General features: G+C 41.2%; 12 protein-coding genes. 7 read left to right on the top strand and 5 right to left on the bottom strand.

The genetic code is table 11. From position 1 onward, the window contains the following. The first annotated feature begins 17 nt into the window (after positions 1–17). The 4 genes from D0S24_RS08300 to D0S24_RS08285 are packed head-to-tail and all read left to right on the top strand — an operon-like array spanning position 18 to position 5,665. Entirely contained in the window at positions 18–731 is a 714-nt protein-coding gene (locus tag D0S24_RS08300; protein ID WP_117019421.1) for a heavy-metal-associated domain-containing protein, read from the top strand. Positions 732–742: 11 nt separating this feature from the next. After that, positions 743–1,297 carry a DUF2911 domain-containing protein gene (locus tag D0S24_RS08295; RefSeq protein ID WP_117019420.1) on the top strand — a complete coding sequence of 185 codons (555 nt, stop codon included), beginning with the start codon at positions 743–745 and terminating at the stop codon, positions 1,295–1,297. Further along, positions 1,294–3,411, top strand: a complete 2,118-nt coding sequence (locus D0S24_RS08290) for a copper-translocating P-type ATPase (RefSeq protein ID WP_117019419.1) — start codon at positions 1,294–1,296, stop codon at positions 3,409–3,411. Before D0S24_RS08295 ends, D0S24_RS08290 begins: the two co-directional genes overlap by 4 nt. Position 3,412: 1 nt before the next feature. Next, entirely contained in the window at positions 3,413–5,665 is a 2,253-nt protein-coding gene (locus D0S24_RS08285; RefSeq protein ID WP_117019418.1) for a multicopper oxidase domain-containing protein, read from the top strand. A 434-nt stretch (positions 5,666–6,099) separates the two neighbouring features. Here the strand turns inward: D0S24_RS08285 and D0S24_RS08275 are convergent, their stop codons facing one another. Then, positions 6,100–7,416, bottom strand: coding sequence for a type II toxin-antitoxin system HipA family toxin (locus tag D0S24_RS08275; RefSeq protein WP_117019417.1), 1,317 nt, complete (start codon positions 7,414–7,416; stop codon positions 6,100–6,102). Further along, a complete protein-coding gene (locus D0S24_RS08270; protein WP_117019416.1) occupies positions 7,410–7,760 on the bottom strand; it encodes a helix-turn-helix domain-containing protein in 351 nt (116 codons plus the stop codon). The genes D0S24_RS08275 and D0S24_RS08270 overlap by 7 nt, the downstream gene beginning before the upstream one ends. Positions 7,761–8,608: 848 nt before the next feature. On the opposite strand from D0S24_RS08270, the gene ltrA reads away from it, so the two are divergent. From ltrA to D0S24_RS08255, 3 genes are all read left to right on the top strand, one after another. Further along, the gene (ltrA, locus tag D0S24_RS08265; RefSeq protein WP_093977904.1) at positions 8,609–10,015 is read left to right on the top strand and encodes a group II intron reverse transcriptase/maturase; all 1,407 of its coding nucleotides are present in this window, start codon (positions 8,609–8,611) and stop codon (positions 10,013–10,015) included. Positions 10,016–10,220: 205 nt separating this feature from the next. Continuing rightward, positions 10,221–10,550: a hypothetical protein gene (locus D0S24_RS08260; RefSeq protein ID WP_147321441.1), complete on the top strand. Its 330-nt coding sequence runs from the start codon at positions 10,221–10,223 to the stop codon at positions 10,548–10,550. A 35-nt stretch (positions 10,551–10,585) separates the two neighbouring features. Then, complete coding sequence (locus D0S24_RS08255) at positions 10,586–11,272, top strand: hypothetical protein (RefSeq protein ID WP_117019414.1); 687 nt, start codon at positions 10,586–10,588, stop codon at positions 11,270–11,272. A gap of 30 nt (positions 11,273–11,302) precedes the next feature. Here the strand turns inward: D0S24_RS08255 and istB are convergent, their stop codons facing one another. The 3 genes from istB to D0S24_RS21440 form a co-directional block, all read right to left on the bottom strand. Next, on the bottom strand, positions 11,303–12,040 hold the full coding sequence (gene istB / locus D0S24_RS08250) for an IS21-like element helper ATPase IstB (protein ID WP_117019413.1): 738 nt from the start codon (positions 12,038–12,040) through the stop codon (positions 11,303–11,305). Between the two features lie 23 nt (positions 12,041–12,063). Beyond that, on the bottom strand, positions 12,064–13,617 hold the full coding sequence (gene istA, locus D0S24_RS08245; RefSeq protein WP_117019412.1) for an IS21 family transposase: 1,554 nt from the start codon (positions 13,615–13,617) through the stop codon (positions 12,064–12,066). An 845-nt stretch (positions 13,618–14,462) separates the two neighbouring features. Continuing rightward, entirely contained in the window at positions 14,463–14,804 is a 342-nt protein-coding gene (locus tag D0S24_RS21440; RefSeq protein WP_408912544.1) for a WYL domain-containing protein, read from the bottom strand. Positions 14,805–15,463 lie beyond the last annotated feature (659 nt).

Here is a 15,463-nt window from a genome sequence, read left to right as displayed (position 1 = left end):
CTTTAAATTTTAAGATTATGGTACATACTTATCAAGTAACAGGAATGACCTGTTCAAGTTGCGAAGCAAAAGTAAAATCGTCTTTATTGATGGTAGAAAATGTGGTAAGCGTTGAAGTTTCAAAACAGGAACATTCAGCCACTATCACAATGGGCAAACACATTGGGTTGGACAAATTGCAAAAAGCCCTGCCGGAAAAATATCAGATTTCTGCCCTTCATCATAACGAAATGGCAGAAGAAAAAAAAGGTTGGTTAGAAACCTATAAGCCTATTATATTGATATTTTTTTATATCTCATTGGTAACACTATTAGTGCAGTTTGCCAATGAAAAGTTTGATGCAATGCAATGGATGCGACACTTTATGGCTGGTTTCTTTTTAGTGTTTTCGTTTTTTAAAATGCTCAATCTAAAAGGATTTGCTGAAAGTTATGTAATGTATGATGTAATAGCAAAACGATTACCCATTTGGGCTTATGTTTATGTGTTTACCGAACTGGTTTTAGGTATTGCTTTTTTAGTAAATTTTAATCCGCTCATTACCAATGGCGTGACTTTTTTAGTAATGGCTATCAGTATTATAGGGGTATTGCAATCGGTATTAAACAAAAAGAAAATTCAGTGCGCCTGTTTGGGTGCAGTTTTCAATTTGCCAATGAGTACCGTTACCATTATTGAAGATGCACTGATGATAGCAATGAGTGCTATAATGTTATTCTATCATTTATAAAAAATTAAAATATGAAAAATATTCTCTTTTTAACTATTTTGTTTGTGTCGCTGCAAGGTTTTGCTCAACACGAACACCACAATTCAAAATCAGACAGCACCGCCAAACCGAAAAGCTCACGAACTGCGGCTATGGCAATGGTGGGCAACAATCACGTACATATTGATTACGGTTCTCCAAGTGTAAGGGGGCGGAATATTTGGAACGGTTTGGTCGCCTATGACCAAGTATGGGCAACAGGTGCCCACAAAGCCACTTGGATAGAATTTTCGGAAGATGTAAAAATCAATTCGCAAGTTATACCAAAAGGGAAATACGGCTTCTTTACCATTCCCAACAAAAAGGAATGGACGATTATTCTTAACAAAGACTGGGACATGCATTTAGCGGATGACTACACGCCCAAAAATGATGTGCTTAGGATAAAAGTGAAGCCGAAAAGGACTAAAAATCTGACGGAAGCATTAGAATACAAGATTTTTCCATTGGAGAACAACAAAGGAAAAATTGAGATAAAATGGGAATACTTGGGTGTATCATTTGATTTTCAAAATATAGGGACATGAAAAAATATACCTGCCCGATGCACCTCCAAGTGCTAAAAGACGAACCTGGAAAATGTCCGATTTGTGGAATGGATTTAGTTCCTTTTGGGGCAAAAGCTGAGCGTTCTCAACATCATAAAAACTCCAAGGAACACCAAAATCATTCAGAATCTGGTTTTGACAAACACGAAGGTCATCATACAAGTGACTTTATAAAACGCTTTTGGATAAGTCTTGCACTCACTGTTCCTATATTATTATTGTCTCATATGATTCAAGGGTGGTTAAGTTTTCAAATTAGTTTTGCTGGAGACAGATTCGTATTAATGGCATTGGGAACTGCTATTTACATTTATGGTGGTATACCATTCTTGAAAGGGATGGTTGCCGAGATTAAATCCAAAGCCATCGGAATGATGACTTTGGTGGCACTGGCCATTTCAGTGGCTTATTTTTACAGTATGGCTGTGGCGTTAGGTTTCCCGGGAATGGATTTCTTTTGGGAACTCGCAACTTTGATTGTCATTATGCTTTTAGGGCATTGGTTGGAGATGCGTTCTCAAATGGCGGCTTCCAAAGCTTTACAGTCCTTGGTAGCGTTACTTCCCAATGAGGTAACTATTGAACGCAATGGCATAGCTGTCAAAATAAAGTTGGATGAATTAAAAAATGACGATACCATTATTATTAAGCCGGGAGAGAAAATTGCCGCTGATGGAATGATTATCGAAGGTGCTTCATCTGTAAATGAAAGTATGCTTACAGGTGAAAGCGTACCGGTGAAAAAGCAGATTGATGGAAAAGTTATTGCAGGCTCAATAAATGGTGATGGAGTTTTAAAGATTAAGGCGACCGGAGTAGGAAAAGACAGCTATCTCAATAAAGTAATCAATTTGGTGCAGGATGCCCAGGCTGCAAAATCAAACACACAAAACCTTGCAGATAAGGTGGCCAAATGGCTCACCTTTATTGCCATTGCGGTGGGTATTGGTACTTTTCTCTATTGGATGAGTGTCAGTGGCGATTTGGCTTTTGCACTAGAACGGATGGTAACCGTAATGGTAACAGCTTGTCCCCACGCTTTGGGAGTTGCCATCCCATTGGTGGTGGCCATTTCCACCACCCTTTCCGCCACAAACGGGCTTTTGATAAGGAACCGAACCGCTTTTGAAACTACCAGAAAATTGTCGGTCATTATTTTTGATAAAACAGGCACCCTTACCCAAGGCTCACATAGGGTACAAAAAACAATTCCTTTAACGGAAAAACACACAGCCGATGAAATTATTATGTATGCAGCAGCTGTGCAGCAAAATTCAGAGCATCATATTGCAAAAGGGGTACTACAAAGCTTAAAGGATAGAAAACTCGATTTATGGAAGTCAGAAAACTTCCAACTGATGCAAGGAATTGGTGTATCGGGAACCGTAAATGGCAAAATGGTAGTAGCCGCGGGGCCAAATTATTTTAAGGACAAAGGTCACTTAATACCAGAGATACCTGAAAGCATAAATCAAGATGCAGAGACCGTGAATTTTTTGCTGATTGACAATGAAGTAATAGGTATCATCACCTTGGCGGATACCATTCGTGAAGGGTCGCAACAAGCAATTAATGACTTAAAGGGAATGAATATAAAATCATTCTTGCTTACTGGTGATAATGAACATATTGCAGCAGCAGTTAGCAATGAGTTGGGAATGGACGGTTTTTTTGCTAATGTACTTCCGCACAACAAGCAAGCGAAAATAAAAGAATTTCAAGACAAAGGAAAGGTGGTGGCAATGACCGGTGATGGCGTAAATGATGCCCCGGCATTGGCACAGGCCGATGTGGGAATTGCAGTTGGCTCAGGTACCGATGTGGCTGCTGAAACAGCCGATATCATTCTAGTAAATAGTGACCCAAGAGACGTGGCAAAAATGATTGATTTCGGAAAACGTACGTACAAAAAAATGGTACAAAACCTTGTTTGGGCGGTAGGATATAATATCATAGCAATTCCCCTTGCGGCCGGAGTATTGTATCCCAACTTTGTTTTAAGCCCAGCAATGGGTGCGGTGCTAATGAGCGTTAGCACTATCGTAGTTGCAATCAATGCAAGCCTGTTAAAATTAAATAGTCAAAAATCATAAAATGTATACTAAAAAAAATATTTTCAAAGAATGGTTACCAATAGTTGTTTTACTATTGTTTGCTACAAATATGTTTGCGCAAAAAGTGGTGCGATATGACCTTTATGTAAAAGACACCTTAGTCAATTTTACAGGTAAAGAAAAAAGGGCAATTGCCGTAAATGGGCAAATCCCGATGCCTACCCTCACGTTTACCGAGGGCGATACGGCAGAAATCTACGTACATAACCAACTTAAGGAAAGCACATCCTTACATTGGCACGGGTTGTTTTTACCCAACCAGGAGGATGGCGTTCCATTTTTAACGCAAATGCCGATTGAACCCGGGACGACACACAAATACACATTTCCAATAATCCAACATGGCACACATTGGTATCACAGCCATAGTGGTCTGCAAGAACAAATAGGAATGTACGGTTCAATGATTTTGAAAAAAAGAGAAGACGATCCAACATTCAGAAAAGGTATTGACGATTTACCTGCCGTTCCAATCATTTTAAGCGAGTGGACAGATTACAAACCAGAAAATGTACATAGAATGTTGCATAATGCTTCGGATTGGTTCGCTATTAAAAAAGGGACTACACAAAGTTATGCAGAAGCCATAAAAGCAGGACATTTTAAAACCAAACTCACTAATGAATGGAAACGGATGCTTGCAATGGATGTAAGTGATGTATATTATGATAAATTTCTAATAAATGGCACGTCTGAAAACCAACTTTCACAATTCAAGGCAGGTGATAAGGTGCGGTTGCAAATTTCAAATGGAGGAGCGTCTTCTTATTTTTGGCTCACTTATGCAGGCGGAAAAATAACTGTCGTAGCAAACGATGGGAATGATGTGGAGCCTGTGGAAGTGGATAGATTGATTATCGGTGTTTCAGAAACATATGATGTAATAGTCACTATTCCAGCAGAAAATACATCCTACGAATTTTTGGCGACTCCTGAAGACAGAACAAAGTCAGCGTCCATTTATATTGGTAAGGGGGTCAAACAACTAGTAAGCCCATTACCAAAGTTGAAGTACTTTGAAGGAATGAAAATGATGAACGATATGATGAACATGGATGGTACTATGAACGATATGGGAATGGATATGTCTTTACAACAAATGGATATGAACACCGTGATGTACCCTGAAATTACTGGTGATAAAGAAGCAATAAAAATGGATGATGGAATGGATATGAATAAAATGGATCATTCCAACCACAGTTTAGGAAATGCAGACATTGTAACGCTTAATTATTCAATGTTGAAATCACCCACCATTACAACATTGCCCAAAGATGCCCCTGTTAGGGAACTAAAGTTTGAGCTAACAGGGAATATGAACCGCTACGTTTGGAGCATGGACAATAAAGTGCTTTCCGAGACCGATAAAATTCTTATTAAAAAAGGCGAAATCGTTAGAATAACTTTGTACAACAATTCTATGATGCGGCACCCCATGCACTTGCACGGACACGATTTTAGGGTTATCAATGGACAAGGGGATTATGCCCCTCTCAAAAATGTACTAGATATTATGCCCATGGAGACCAATATCATTGAATTTGAAGCCAATCTGGAGGGCGACTGGTTTTTTCATTGCCATATTCTCTACCACATGATGGCGGGAATGAACCGGGTTTTTAGTTATGAAAACCAAGCACCCAATCCATTATTGCCAGATAAACAATGGGCATACAAAAAACTTCAAAATGAAAGTAACGAGCTGCACTTTATGTTTCAAAATGACTTTGCCACAAATGGTAATGACGGTGAAGCCATGTTCCAAAATACCCGGTGGAGTTTTGGCGCAGAATGGAGATTAGGTTACAATGACCATCATGGATATGAAACAGAAACCCATATAGGGCGGTATATTGGCAGGAACCAGTGGTTGATGCCTTTTATTGGTTTTGATTGGCGTTATCGCAATATGGGAATGGATGAGCAGGAACGTAACCTTTTTGGCCAAACAAACAAAAAAGACCAGAGAGGGGCCTTGAGTTTAGGGGTTATGTACACACTTCCCATGTTGGTAAACTTTCAAGCCGAAATGTACCACGATGGTATTGTTCGCTTGTCTTTGATGCGTGAAGACATCCCTGTATCTAAAAGAATGAGAGCTGCATTTATGGTAAATACAGACAAAGAGTATATGTTTGGATTGAATTATATTGTTGCCAAAAATATTGGGATTAGGACACATTATGACAGTGATATGGGATTTGGCGCAGGAATGACATTTATGTATTGACAGTGCTATGAAAGCAAACAACTTGCCAAAGCCATGTGAGCCAATAGGTAGACCAAGGTTTTGGCAAAGAGTTTTCAATGTCTAGCCCGAACAAATTTATTTAAAACTACCTAAGCCCGGAAATAAAAACTTTTTGAGAAAAGGTTAATGTTGCCAATTACATCATCCGATATCTATTTCTTATTTTAAGTTTTTTAGGTAGATTTTCCCTGTTTTGTCCATTATTCAATTTGAGTTATAGTCAAGGTGAGTTTATCGCTTTTGCAGATGGAAAGGATAAAAAGGTATGCTTTAGATTGCAGCCTATTGTAAAGGACAAACCAAAAAAAGAAAATTACTTTTCGAAAGCAGACCTATCCCTCCATTTTCAACAGATCCATAGGGAGGTCCGATCAATTATTAAGGGTGGTTAAATACAAGTGGTTTTTAGGGCATTATGGCATAAGCGATTGCAATGGCAACAAAGACTTTTTGATTTCTTTCTGTTTTGCGGTAGCGACCTGTACTTCCCTTGCAAATGATTCCCATTGCGAAACTGCATGGTCTACCTCTTGAAGTATCCTTTTTGCATTCTTAATATTCATGGATTTTGATAGGGTTATAAAATCACTGATCTGAATGTTCTTCCGTTTGCCATTGATACTAAGCGCGTGTTGACTTACCCATTGACTATCTGGACGGTAAGCGTGGCAGATGTCATAAGCGGGTGCCAGTTCCCAATCTCCCCCTTTTTTTAGAAGAAAGGAGAAATTCTTGGTGTGGTCATCGCAATTCCTTGCCAGTACATTGAACACCATTCGTCTATAAAGCTCTTCGGCATCTGTATAAGGGAGTCGTAGTTCCCTCATGGTCTGAAACAACTGTTCGTAACTGAAGCTGTTGACCTCGTTAAAATCGTAATGCTTTATAGCGCAGAAGGTTTGAACATGATGCTTGGTATTGTTGTCCCTATCAAAGCGCTTGGTCATAAAATGGGCCCTGCCGTTTTCTTCCAACAATTTGCAAGGCATCATTTTGATACCGGCTTCTTTTGCCATCAGATAATAGGCCATTTCTACACGTCCGTACCCATGTGAATCACCTAACTGAACGTCGCTAACGCCATCGAGTTTAATAAGCCAATGCTCAAAACCTAATGGGACTTTGGTTTGGCCGGAACGTAGCTCATTGGTTTTTTCGTTATAGGCTATTACGGCCTTGGGTCTCGCACCACCAGCTGATGTGCCGATCGTAATTAATTGTTTAATGGCCTGCTCTTCGTCTTTCTTTAAGTTGGTGCGGAAAGCTTCACGATCTTGCAGCATCTTTTGGGCGATTTCTACCAGATTGTCAATTTCTATTTTTGTTGCGTTGGCTTTGGCTTTTAGAGTAGCTGGTTCAAATTCCAAAGCACCAATCCCCCTGGTGCCTATAAAACATAATTCTTCAACAGGGTTCATACTGTTCTCCGGCCGGCCTTGCTGTGCCAGGTATAGGTTGATCAATTGATTACCGTATTTATCAGGGAGTGCATCTGCCAATAATCCCGGTAGACCTTTAAAAGTGTTGAATTCGCTATTTCTTGTAGGCCTATTTTCCGGGAATGAAAAAATCCTTGATCCCAAAGTCGTTGGCATTTTAAGGGGTGAGAGTTCCCATTGTTGTTTTAAAAATGTGCTGTCGTATTCAAAAATGCCAAGTTCCTGCTGTTCATCCCATGCAACGGCACCTACTGTTTCGCCCCAAATCTTTATAAAAGCTGTTTTTACCATTCTGATTCTTTTTTGCTATTTGGGACGCTTTTACCGCGCACTCTTTGTCTTTCTGCTTGTTCAGCCTTAGCCAATGCAATGGGACTTATGGTTTTATGTACTGTAAACACATCCATGATATATAATAAGTTCAGTACCCTGAGCACTTGGAGCAGAGTGGTTACCGTAACCGTTTCGCCCCGCTCTAAAAGACTCAGGGTGGAACGGCTTATATTGGCTTTGTTGGCCACATCCTGCTGGGTCAGTTGTTGTTCCGTGCGATGATGTTTTATAAATTGTCCTACGGCCTCATTTAGCATTTTATCACTGCTAGCATACCATTTTTTGTTTGATTTGTCATTCATAATACGGTTATTTTGAATTTAACGCATGAATTATCATTCAAATATATTAAAAAAGAATAATATAAAAAAATGATATGGTTATGATATGTCATGCGTTAAATGCTTAAAGAGTATTTAATGAATGATTTATCATTCAAAAAATGATAATATTAATGATTTGTGAATGGTCTGTATTAATTATAATTCAAAGAGTCCAAAAACGGAATCGCAGATAAACATAGTTGAGGCTAGCCAAAAAAGGATACATCACTTTTAAACCAGATTTTTTGACCAGAAGAATTGCGGAAGAAGTTTCAAAAAATAATTAAAGTAGGTTGAATACGAAAGACTTAGGATCTGGTGCCTTGCGGCGTGAGAGTTCGAGTCTCTCCGCCTGTACTTAATCACAATTATTTTTGTGGTCAAAAGCCTCTCAGTTTTGAGAGGCTTTTTTTTTGTGTGCCTAGCATGGGCGATATCTATAGGGTGCAAGTCCCGAACACGCTCTAGCAGTGGGAAGTGTTAGCCTAAAGCAAGGGTGTCCATCGTGAGGTGGAATCTGAAGGAAGCTGGAGGCAAAATCCTGGCCTGACGTACAGGAACTACATATAAGGCCAAAGTTGTCTGGATAAAGTTACACAACAAACCGAAGTCCAACACTGCTCGGAGACAACATGGTAAATGTAGCAGGTAGATGGGATGAAAGATATCGTTCTTACCTGGGGAGACCTCATGAACGTGTGGAAACAAAGTATGAAACGCGGAGTAAAGCTTGTCATGAGGGGTCAGCCGAGGTCATAGTACTTAAGTAGACTTCACTTAAGGAAGGACTGAACTTTAAGGAGTGAGCAGTAAATGAATGTTACCATATGAACGGAAGAACGCAGAAAATCTCAATACAAGAGACCTGCCCACAAAAGAACAGGACGGCATCCGAAGGCTATGTGGGAGGGCAGACGTTTCTATGGATAACTGAAAATAACCTCACGGATACCAATCAATTAGGAGATGGACTATTAGAGCTGATTGTGTCCCCTTCAAACCTTAACAAAGCTTACCTACAGGTAAAGCGGAATAAGGGATCTGGGGGTGTGGACAAGATGGAAGTCGAATCATTAAAAGATTATCTAGTCACGCACAAGGACAAACTAATTGCATCCATTTTAAAGGGTACTTACCGCCCCAACCCTGTTCGCAGGGTACTTATTCCCAAAGACAATGGACAAAAGCGACAACTGGGTATCCCTACAGTTATAGATAGGTGTATCCAACAAGCGATTGCCCAAGTACTCTCGCCAATGTATGAACCCCAATTTAGCGACAATAGCTACGGGTTCAGACCAAGGCGCAACGCCCACGGAGCATTAAGGAAATGTCAGGCGTATATCACAGAAGGCTACAAGTATGCAGTAGATTTGGATTTAGAAAAATTCTTTGACACGGTAAACCATAGCAAGCTGATAGAGATACTCTCCCGTACTGTAAAAGACGGTCGAGTGATATCACTGATACATAAATATCTCAATGCGGGAGTGCAAGTAGGATCCAAAATACGGACTAGTGAAGAGGGGGTTCCGCAAGGAGGTCCACTAAGTCCAATTTTAAGCAACATTATGTTGAACGAAATGGACAAAGAGCTAGAGAGTAGGGAGCATAAATTTGTGCGCTATGCTGATGACCTTCTGATACTATGCAGAAGTAAACGCAGTGCAGAACGGACAATGGGCTCAATGATCCACTTTATAGAGGATAAACTGTTCTTAAAAGTGAATAGGGATAAAAGCCAAAGTGCCCACATAAGGAAGGTCAAATTCCTTGGATACTCCTTTCACAAAAGCAAAGGAGAAGGACGGCTACGGATACACCGAAAGAGTGTAGCCAAAATGAAAGCTAAAATAAAAGAGCTGACATCCCGTAGTAATGGCTGGGGTAATGCCCGAAGAAAAGAAGCCCTTCGCCAGTACATCACTGGTTGGGTGAACTACTTCAAATTGGCAGACATGAAGAATCTGCTTCTTAAAATAGACGAGTGGTACCGAAGACGAATCAGGATGGTGATATGGAAACAATGGAAACGGATACGAACCGGAGTGAAGAATCTTATCAAGCTAGGGGTTAAGAAATCCAAGGCTTGGGAATGGGCAAATACAAGGAAAAGCTATTGGCATACAGCTAATAGTTTTATCCTTAAGACCACAATCACCACGGAAAATCTGAGAAAAGCAGGCTATGTAATGCTGTCAGACCAATATCGAAAGGTTAGTATCAAAACTTAAGGAAGCGCCCAGTACGGATCCGTACGCTGGGTGCTGTGGAAGGTCGGAGCGGGAATTAATCCCGTTCCTCCTATCCGATTCAGGTACAACATAGGTACAACATTTTGCTTATTTTGATACTTAATATAAATTAATACCATTTGATATGAGTTTCCTTCAAATGTTATGGAATTGGTTGTTAAACAAAAGAAATAAAAGTCCTAAGATGATTAGAACTGTTCAAAGACTTGAATTTGAAAATGTTTTTCCCGAGGAAGAACCAAGGGACATTATTGAGTACTTAAACCAAGTATCATCTTCAACATTACTTGGGATTATAGGCTTTACTACTACTGTTCCTCATCCTAATTTTGATAATTTCATTTCTGACCCTGAAGTAAGCTGGGATATAATTCAAAGGGTAACCAAATATGGTAAAGAGAATAAGATTCCAGAAAAGCCCGAGGTAATATCTAGGGAGGCCAGTTTGCGAATAGCTGAAATTATCTTAGCTAACCGAGAACAGTTGTTGGAAAAAACACCAATGATGATATAACTGCTGATGAGCTAAACATTCTAAAGGCATTTTTGGTGATTAACAAAGAAGTTAATAAGAAACAAAACTTTGGAGACGCCCAAGATAATGTCGACAGAATGGCGGAAATGCTCATTACAATGTCATTTTCTTCTGCCGATATTGGAATTTACTCAGATACAAATTTGGAATTTGGAAAATTGCTTTTCTCCACATTGGTCAAATTCGAATACCTCATTGACTTTTTAACTTCAAATAATGAATACAAATATTTACAGGATGCACTTTATTCTACATTTGAGGAAAGTGATATAGCAGGGCTTAAAAAGCAAGTTAAACTTCTGTTTGCGGCCTTACTAAATTTAAAACTCAACAATGGTTACAAGCTTCGTCTGGAAGAGGTCGATAAAATTAGATTTCTCAAATCACTAGCTTCTGCTGAAATTGAAGAGTCTCCTGATTTTACAAACCTCAAAAACTATCCTATATATCAAATAGATGAAGATACCTTTTCTATAGTAGACTTTTTTTTCGTAGTAGATAAGTTTTTTAAGAGTGTGCGATTTATCTTGAAAGATGCATATAATAAGCACCATAATCTAAAACCAAAAGACGGTTCTTTCTTTGGTTTTTACAACACTAAGTTTTCAGAAGAATTTTTAATGGAAAAAGTTTTAGACGAAATTTTTTGGCTATTTCGGAGTGATGGTGCCACCTGTTTCGGTCAAACAGTGCCACTTTGAAAGATCTTTCAATAATACAAAAAAAATGTGTTAAGCGTTTTTTATAATTCCTTTTCTTAAGCTTTCCCCTTTTAGGTCCAACCTGTGCGAGGAGTTCACGATCCTGTCCAATATGGCATCCGCAATGGTACTTTCCCCTATAATATCGTACCATGCCGATACGGGTATCTGGGAGGCTATAATGGTGGAGGCCTTATTGTAACGGTCGTCGATGATATCCATCAGGGCCTCCCGGGCGTGGTTGTCAAAACTCTGCAGTCCAAAGTCGTCCAGGATCAACAGGTCCGTTTTCAGGATCTTGTCCAGTTCCTTGAGATAGGTACCGTCCACTTTGCAGAGTTTCAGTCTTTTAAGGAGCCTGGCCGTATTGGCGTATATGGCCCTGTGTTCCATCATACATGCCTGGTGCCCCAGTGCCTGTGCCAGATAGCTCTTGCCCGTTCCAGAGGCCCCGGTGAGGATGATGTTTTCCTTCCGGGCCATAAAATCCAAGGTTCCCAGGCGGGCGAACATGTTCCTGTCCAGGTTGCGCTCTTGGGCATGGTTCACCTCGGCCAGGTTGGCGGACTGTGCGAACCCCGCCTGTTTCAACAACCGTTGGATCTTTCTGTTCTGGCGGTCCTCCCACTGGTGGTCCGTGAGCATGGCCAGGTACTCATCGGCGGTAATATCGGCCGAACCGTTGTCCCTTACGTGCTGTTGGTGCAATTGGGCCATGGCCGTAAGGCGCATCTGTTTGAGTTTTTCGATCGTCTGTTCATTGTTCATAATATATTGATTTAAGTTATTTATTATCGGTAGGCGGAGGCGCCCCGTATGTTCCCGTGGTCCGGGATATGGCTCTTGTCCTCTTCCAGGTCCCGGTAGAACAGGGAGCTTTTGTCCAAATTGTTCCTCAGTATGTTCCTGATGCGCATATAGGTGGCGGCATCCGCCTGCAGGGCCCTTTTGCAGGCATTGTCCAGGCGTTCCGAGCCATAGGCCTTATGGAGCTGTATGACCCCCATTGCCCTTTTATATCCTATTTCCGGGTAGTCCCCCTTTGCCAGTATCGCCTCCACACAGCCCAGTACATGTTCGCCGTGTCGGGCCGCTTTCCTTTTAAAGAACTCCGGGCTCCAGTCACTATAGTATTTATGGGTACTTCCAAGGTGCTCCTTATTGGTGTTATAGCTGCCCTTTTCCGGATGGCGCCCGTGCAGCGCGATCCGCCGCTGGTGGTAGTACACCTCCACCATGGAGCCCGTATAGTGGATGGTGGTCTCCTTTCCGATATAGCGGTAGGGGACGCTATAATAGCTCTTGTCCGGGGAGAAGTATACATAGCCCATCTTCTGGACCTTGGCCCTGCGGTAATCCTTTAGCTCGTACGCACTCCCGGGCAGGGGCTTGAGGTATTCCCGTTCCACGGATTGGAACAGTTCCCTGCGGCTGGCCTCCTTTCGTTTGAACAACAGGTCGTTGTACGCCACCAACAATCGTTTTATCTCCCGGTTCAGGTCTGCCAAAGAGAAGAACACCATTTCCCGCATCGGGTAGTAGATACGCTGGTAGGCAAGGTGCACGGCGTTCTCCACCAGGGCCTTGTCCTGCGGGGAATACCCCCGGGCGGGGTTTATGGCGCAGTTGTAATGGCGTGCAAAATCCTTGAAGCTCCGGTTGATGTCCGCCTCGTATCTGCTGGCCCTGGTCACCGCCGATTTCAGGTTGTCCGAGACGATGGCCTTGGGCACGCCACCGTAATAGTTCAGGGCATTGGTGCAACAAGCGATCAGGTCCTCCCGTTTTTGGCTCCTGCAGGCCTCCACGTAGGTATACTGGCTATTGGGAAGGATGGCCACGAACACTTCCACCGGGACCACTTCCCCAGTGTCCCTATCAACAATATGGAGTTTCTTGCCGGCGAAGTCGATGAACATTTCGTTCCCTGCCTCGTGCTCGAGCTTCATCGAGCCCTTTATCTTGGCATACTTGCGACGGTAATGTTCGAGGAACTGGGTATAGCCATAGGGTTCCTTCGCCGTTCGGACATACTCCCGGTAATGGTGGAGGAAGGTGAAGCCGGGGTGGTTCCTGGCCTTGTTGATTCCCTCGAAACAGCGCATGAGCTCTTCGTAGCGAACGTTGTCTATGGTCGTATGCGAGGGAAAGAGGGCCTCCAGGGCCCCATTGTCGAGGGCCAGCAATTCCTTAAGGGAACGGTCGCAGGCCCCGAAAAGGCGCATATAACTGTTTACGGTGTTACGGGAGATGCCCAAGGTCGCACCTATCTTGCGGTTACTCAGCCCGTCGAGGTGCAGGGAAATTATCTGTTTCAGGTCCATTGGATCAAGTGTATTGGCCATATCGCTTGTTTTTAAGCGACAAGGTAATTGTTACTTGATCTTTCAAAGTGGCACAAAACGAAACGTTATAAGTCCCGTTCCCGACAAAGGTGGCACGGATCGAACCGATATCACTGGCACAAAACGAACCGAAACGGATCGGGACGTTGGCCAAAAGTGGCACAGATCAAACCGAAATGCCTGGCACTATAACACCGAAATGGGTGGCACAAAATGAACCGAAGTATCCATTTTTCATTGGAAGTATATTGTAAGGAAGAAGGTAGCAGAAATAACAGATAATGAACCTGATTATTATGTGCGCCACAACAACAGGGTTTACCTTTTTGAAAATAAAGACATTTTGGTTGCTGCTGGGATAAAAAGCTCATCCAATATTGAAGAAATCAAAAAGCTTCTGAAAAAAAAGTTTTTAGAAGACGATACTAGAGCTATTGGTATAGGACAATTGGTTAAGTCAATAACACAGATTGTAGAAAATAAATTCCCCTTCGATGAATATGTCAACAAAAAAAAGAATGTCACGATATACCCCATTCTTTTAGTAAGTGATAGGATTTTCGAAATACCAGGTATGAATTACATTTTAAATCAATGGTACTTGGAGTTGGTGAAAGAAAAACTTGGGGATAAATATAATTGCAGCTTTATCAGGGATTTGACTTTCATCGATATGGATACACTAATTTATTGGTTGCCACATTTAAAGAAAAAGGATGCCAATTTTAGAAAAATTATAGAAGCGCATCATCAGGGTATGAGTTATCGAAAAAAAATCAATACTCCTGATTTAGAGAAGGGGCGTAAACAAGCTAATGCATATTTCCATCATAAACTTTCCCCAATTAGTAACCGACTCCCAAAATATAGGTTTCCAAGGGAGTTGATGCCAGATTGGTTAGGCTTTCGTAACCCCCAGTTCTTCCAAATAAAAACCAACGATTGTTGTATTGCTTTAAATGATAAGGAAAGAAAATATTAGTGGTTCTTATATTACTTTTGAAGGGTCGATAAGTAATTTGCAATGTTTGATTATATAGAATTGCATTAAATAATGGAGAAATATGCTCCGTGCCAACCAGGAACTCATTGGATTCAAAGCTAATGATATCCTGGGATTGGTTGGATAGTTTAAAGGATTGATCTAGCTTAGGAATTAGCTCGTTGATCCACTCAAATTGTGGCATACCTTTAAATCGGGTCAATACCAGCATAGCCGATTTTAATTGCTCCGCTTCCAGTTCATTAATTGGTTCATTTTTTATTGAAAATTTGGGGTTGGCATACCTGTAATAAACATTTCTCCCACTTTTGGTTTTTTCTAAATCTATAGACCATCCTTGGGATGATTCCATAAATCTTATATCATCATACAGTTGCCTTCTTTGTATCCCATCCGAATTTGGATTTGATTCATACAAATCATCATTACATTCCTGCAACAATGCATTAACGTCATAATTTTTACCTGGATTGCTAAAACACCGGTCCAAGGCATGGTACCTAATAAGAGCATTTTTCGTTATTGCCATGAAGACCTATTTTTGGAATTATTCTTTAAAAATAGGGAAAACATATAATTGTAAATTGCCATAGCTGATTTGAGATGGGATTTATTGTGCAAAGAGCGTACGACTACTTTATAAGGCTGTTTGCAAATTAATTTTGCTACAATATCTATAGGTTGCTAATATACTCGACCTCAAATTGCAAAGGAATTCCATTATTCCAAGCCCCTGTGGAAGTCCGGTAAACTTGTAGCGTCTATCTTCCCTGTGTAGACAAGTTTCGTCCGTCTTCTGTTTAAGTCTCTCCGCTCTGCATTCCGGACACCCTCCTGTCCGCG

Origin of the sequence: Arenibacter sp. P308M17, from assembly GCF_003426735.1 — a bacterium.
In the GTDB taxonomy this organism is placed as follows: Bacteria; Bacteroidota; Bacteroidia; order Flavobacteriales; family Flavobacteriaceae; genus Arenibacter.
Note: the sequence above shows the minus strand (reverse complement) of the source record. Positions and strands in the feature narration are given on the sequence as shown.

Coding starts and splice junctions, on each gene's coding strand:
- D0S24_RS08300 (WP_117019421.1), top strand. CDS start 18: ATGGTACATACTTATCAAGTAACAGGAATGACCTGTTCAAGTTGCGAA.
- D0S24_RS08295 (WP_117019420.1), top strand. CDS start 743: ATGAAAAATATTCTCTTTTTAACTATTTTGTTTGTGTCGCTGCAAGGT.
- D0S24_RS08290 (WP_117019419.1), top strand. CDS start 1,294: ATGAAAAAATATACCTGCCCGATGCACCTCCAAGTGCTAAAAGACGAA.
- D0S24_RS08285 (WP_117019418.1), top strand. CDS start 3,413: ATGTATACTAAAAAAAATATTTTCAAAGAATGGTTACCAATAGTTGTT.
- D0S24_RS08275 (WP_117019417.1), bottom strand. CDS start 7,416: ATGGTAAAAACAGCTTTTATAAAGATTTGGGGCGAAACAGTAGGTGCC.
- D0S24_RS08270 (WP_117019416.1), bottom strand. CDS start 7,760: ATGAATGACAAATCAAACAAAAAATGGTATGCTAGCAGTGATAAAATG.
- ltrA (WP_093977904.1), top strand. CDS start 8,609: ATGAACGGAAGAACGCAGAAAATCTCAATACAAGAGACCTGCCCACAA.
- D0S24_RS08260 (WP_147321441.1), top strand. CDS start 10,221: ATGATTAGAACTGTTCAAAGACTTGAATTTGAAAATGTTTTTCCCGAG.
- istB (WP_117019413.1), bottom strand. CDS start 12,040: ATGAACAATGAACAGACGATCGAAAAACTCAAACAGATGCGCCTTACG.
- istA (WP_117019412.1), bottom strand. CDS start 13,617: ATGGCCAATACACTTGATCCAATGGACCTGAAACAGATAATTTCCCTG.
- D0S24_RS21440 (WP_408912544.1), bottom strand. CDS start 14,804: ATGCCACAATTTGAGTGGATCAACGAGCTAATTCCTAAGCTAGATCAA.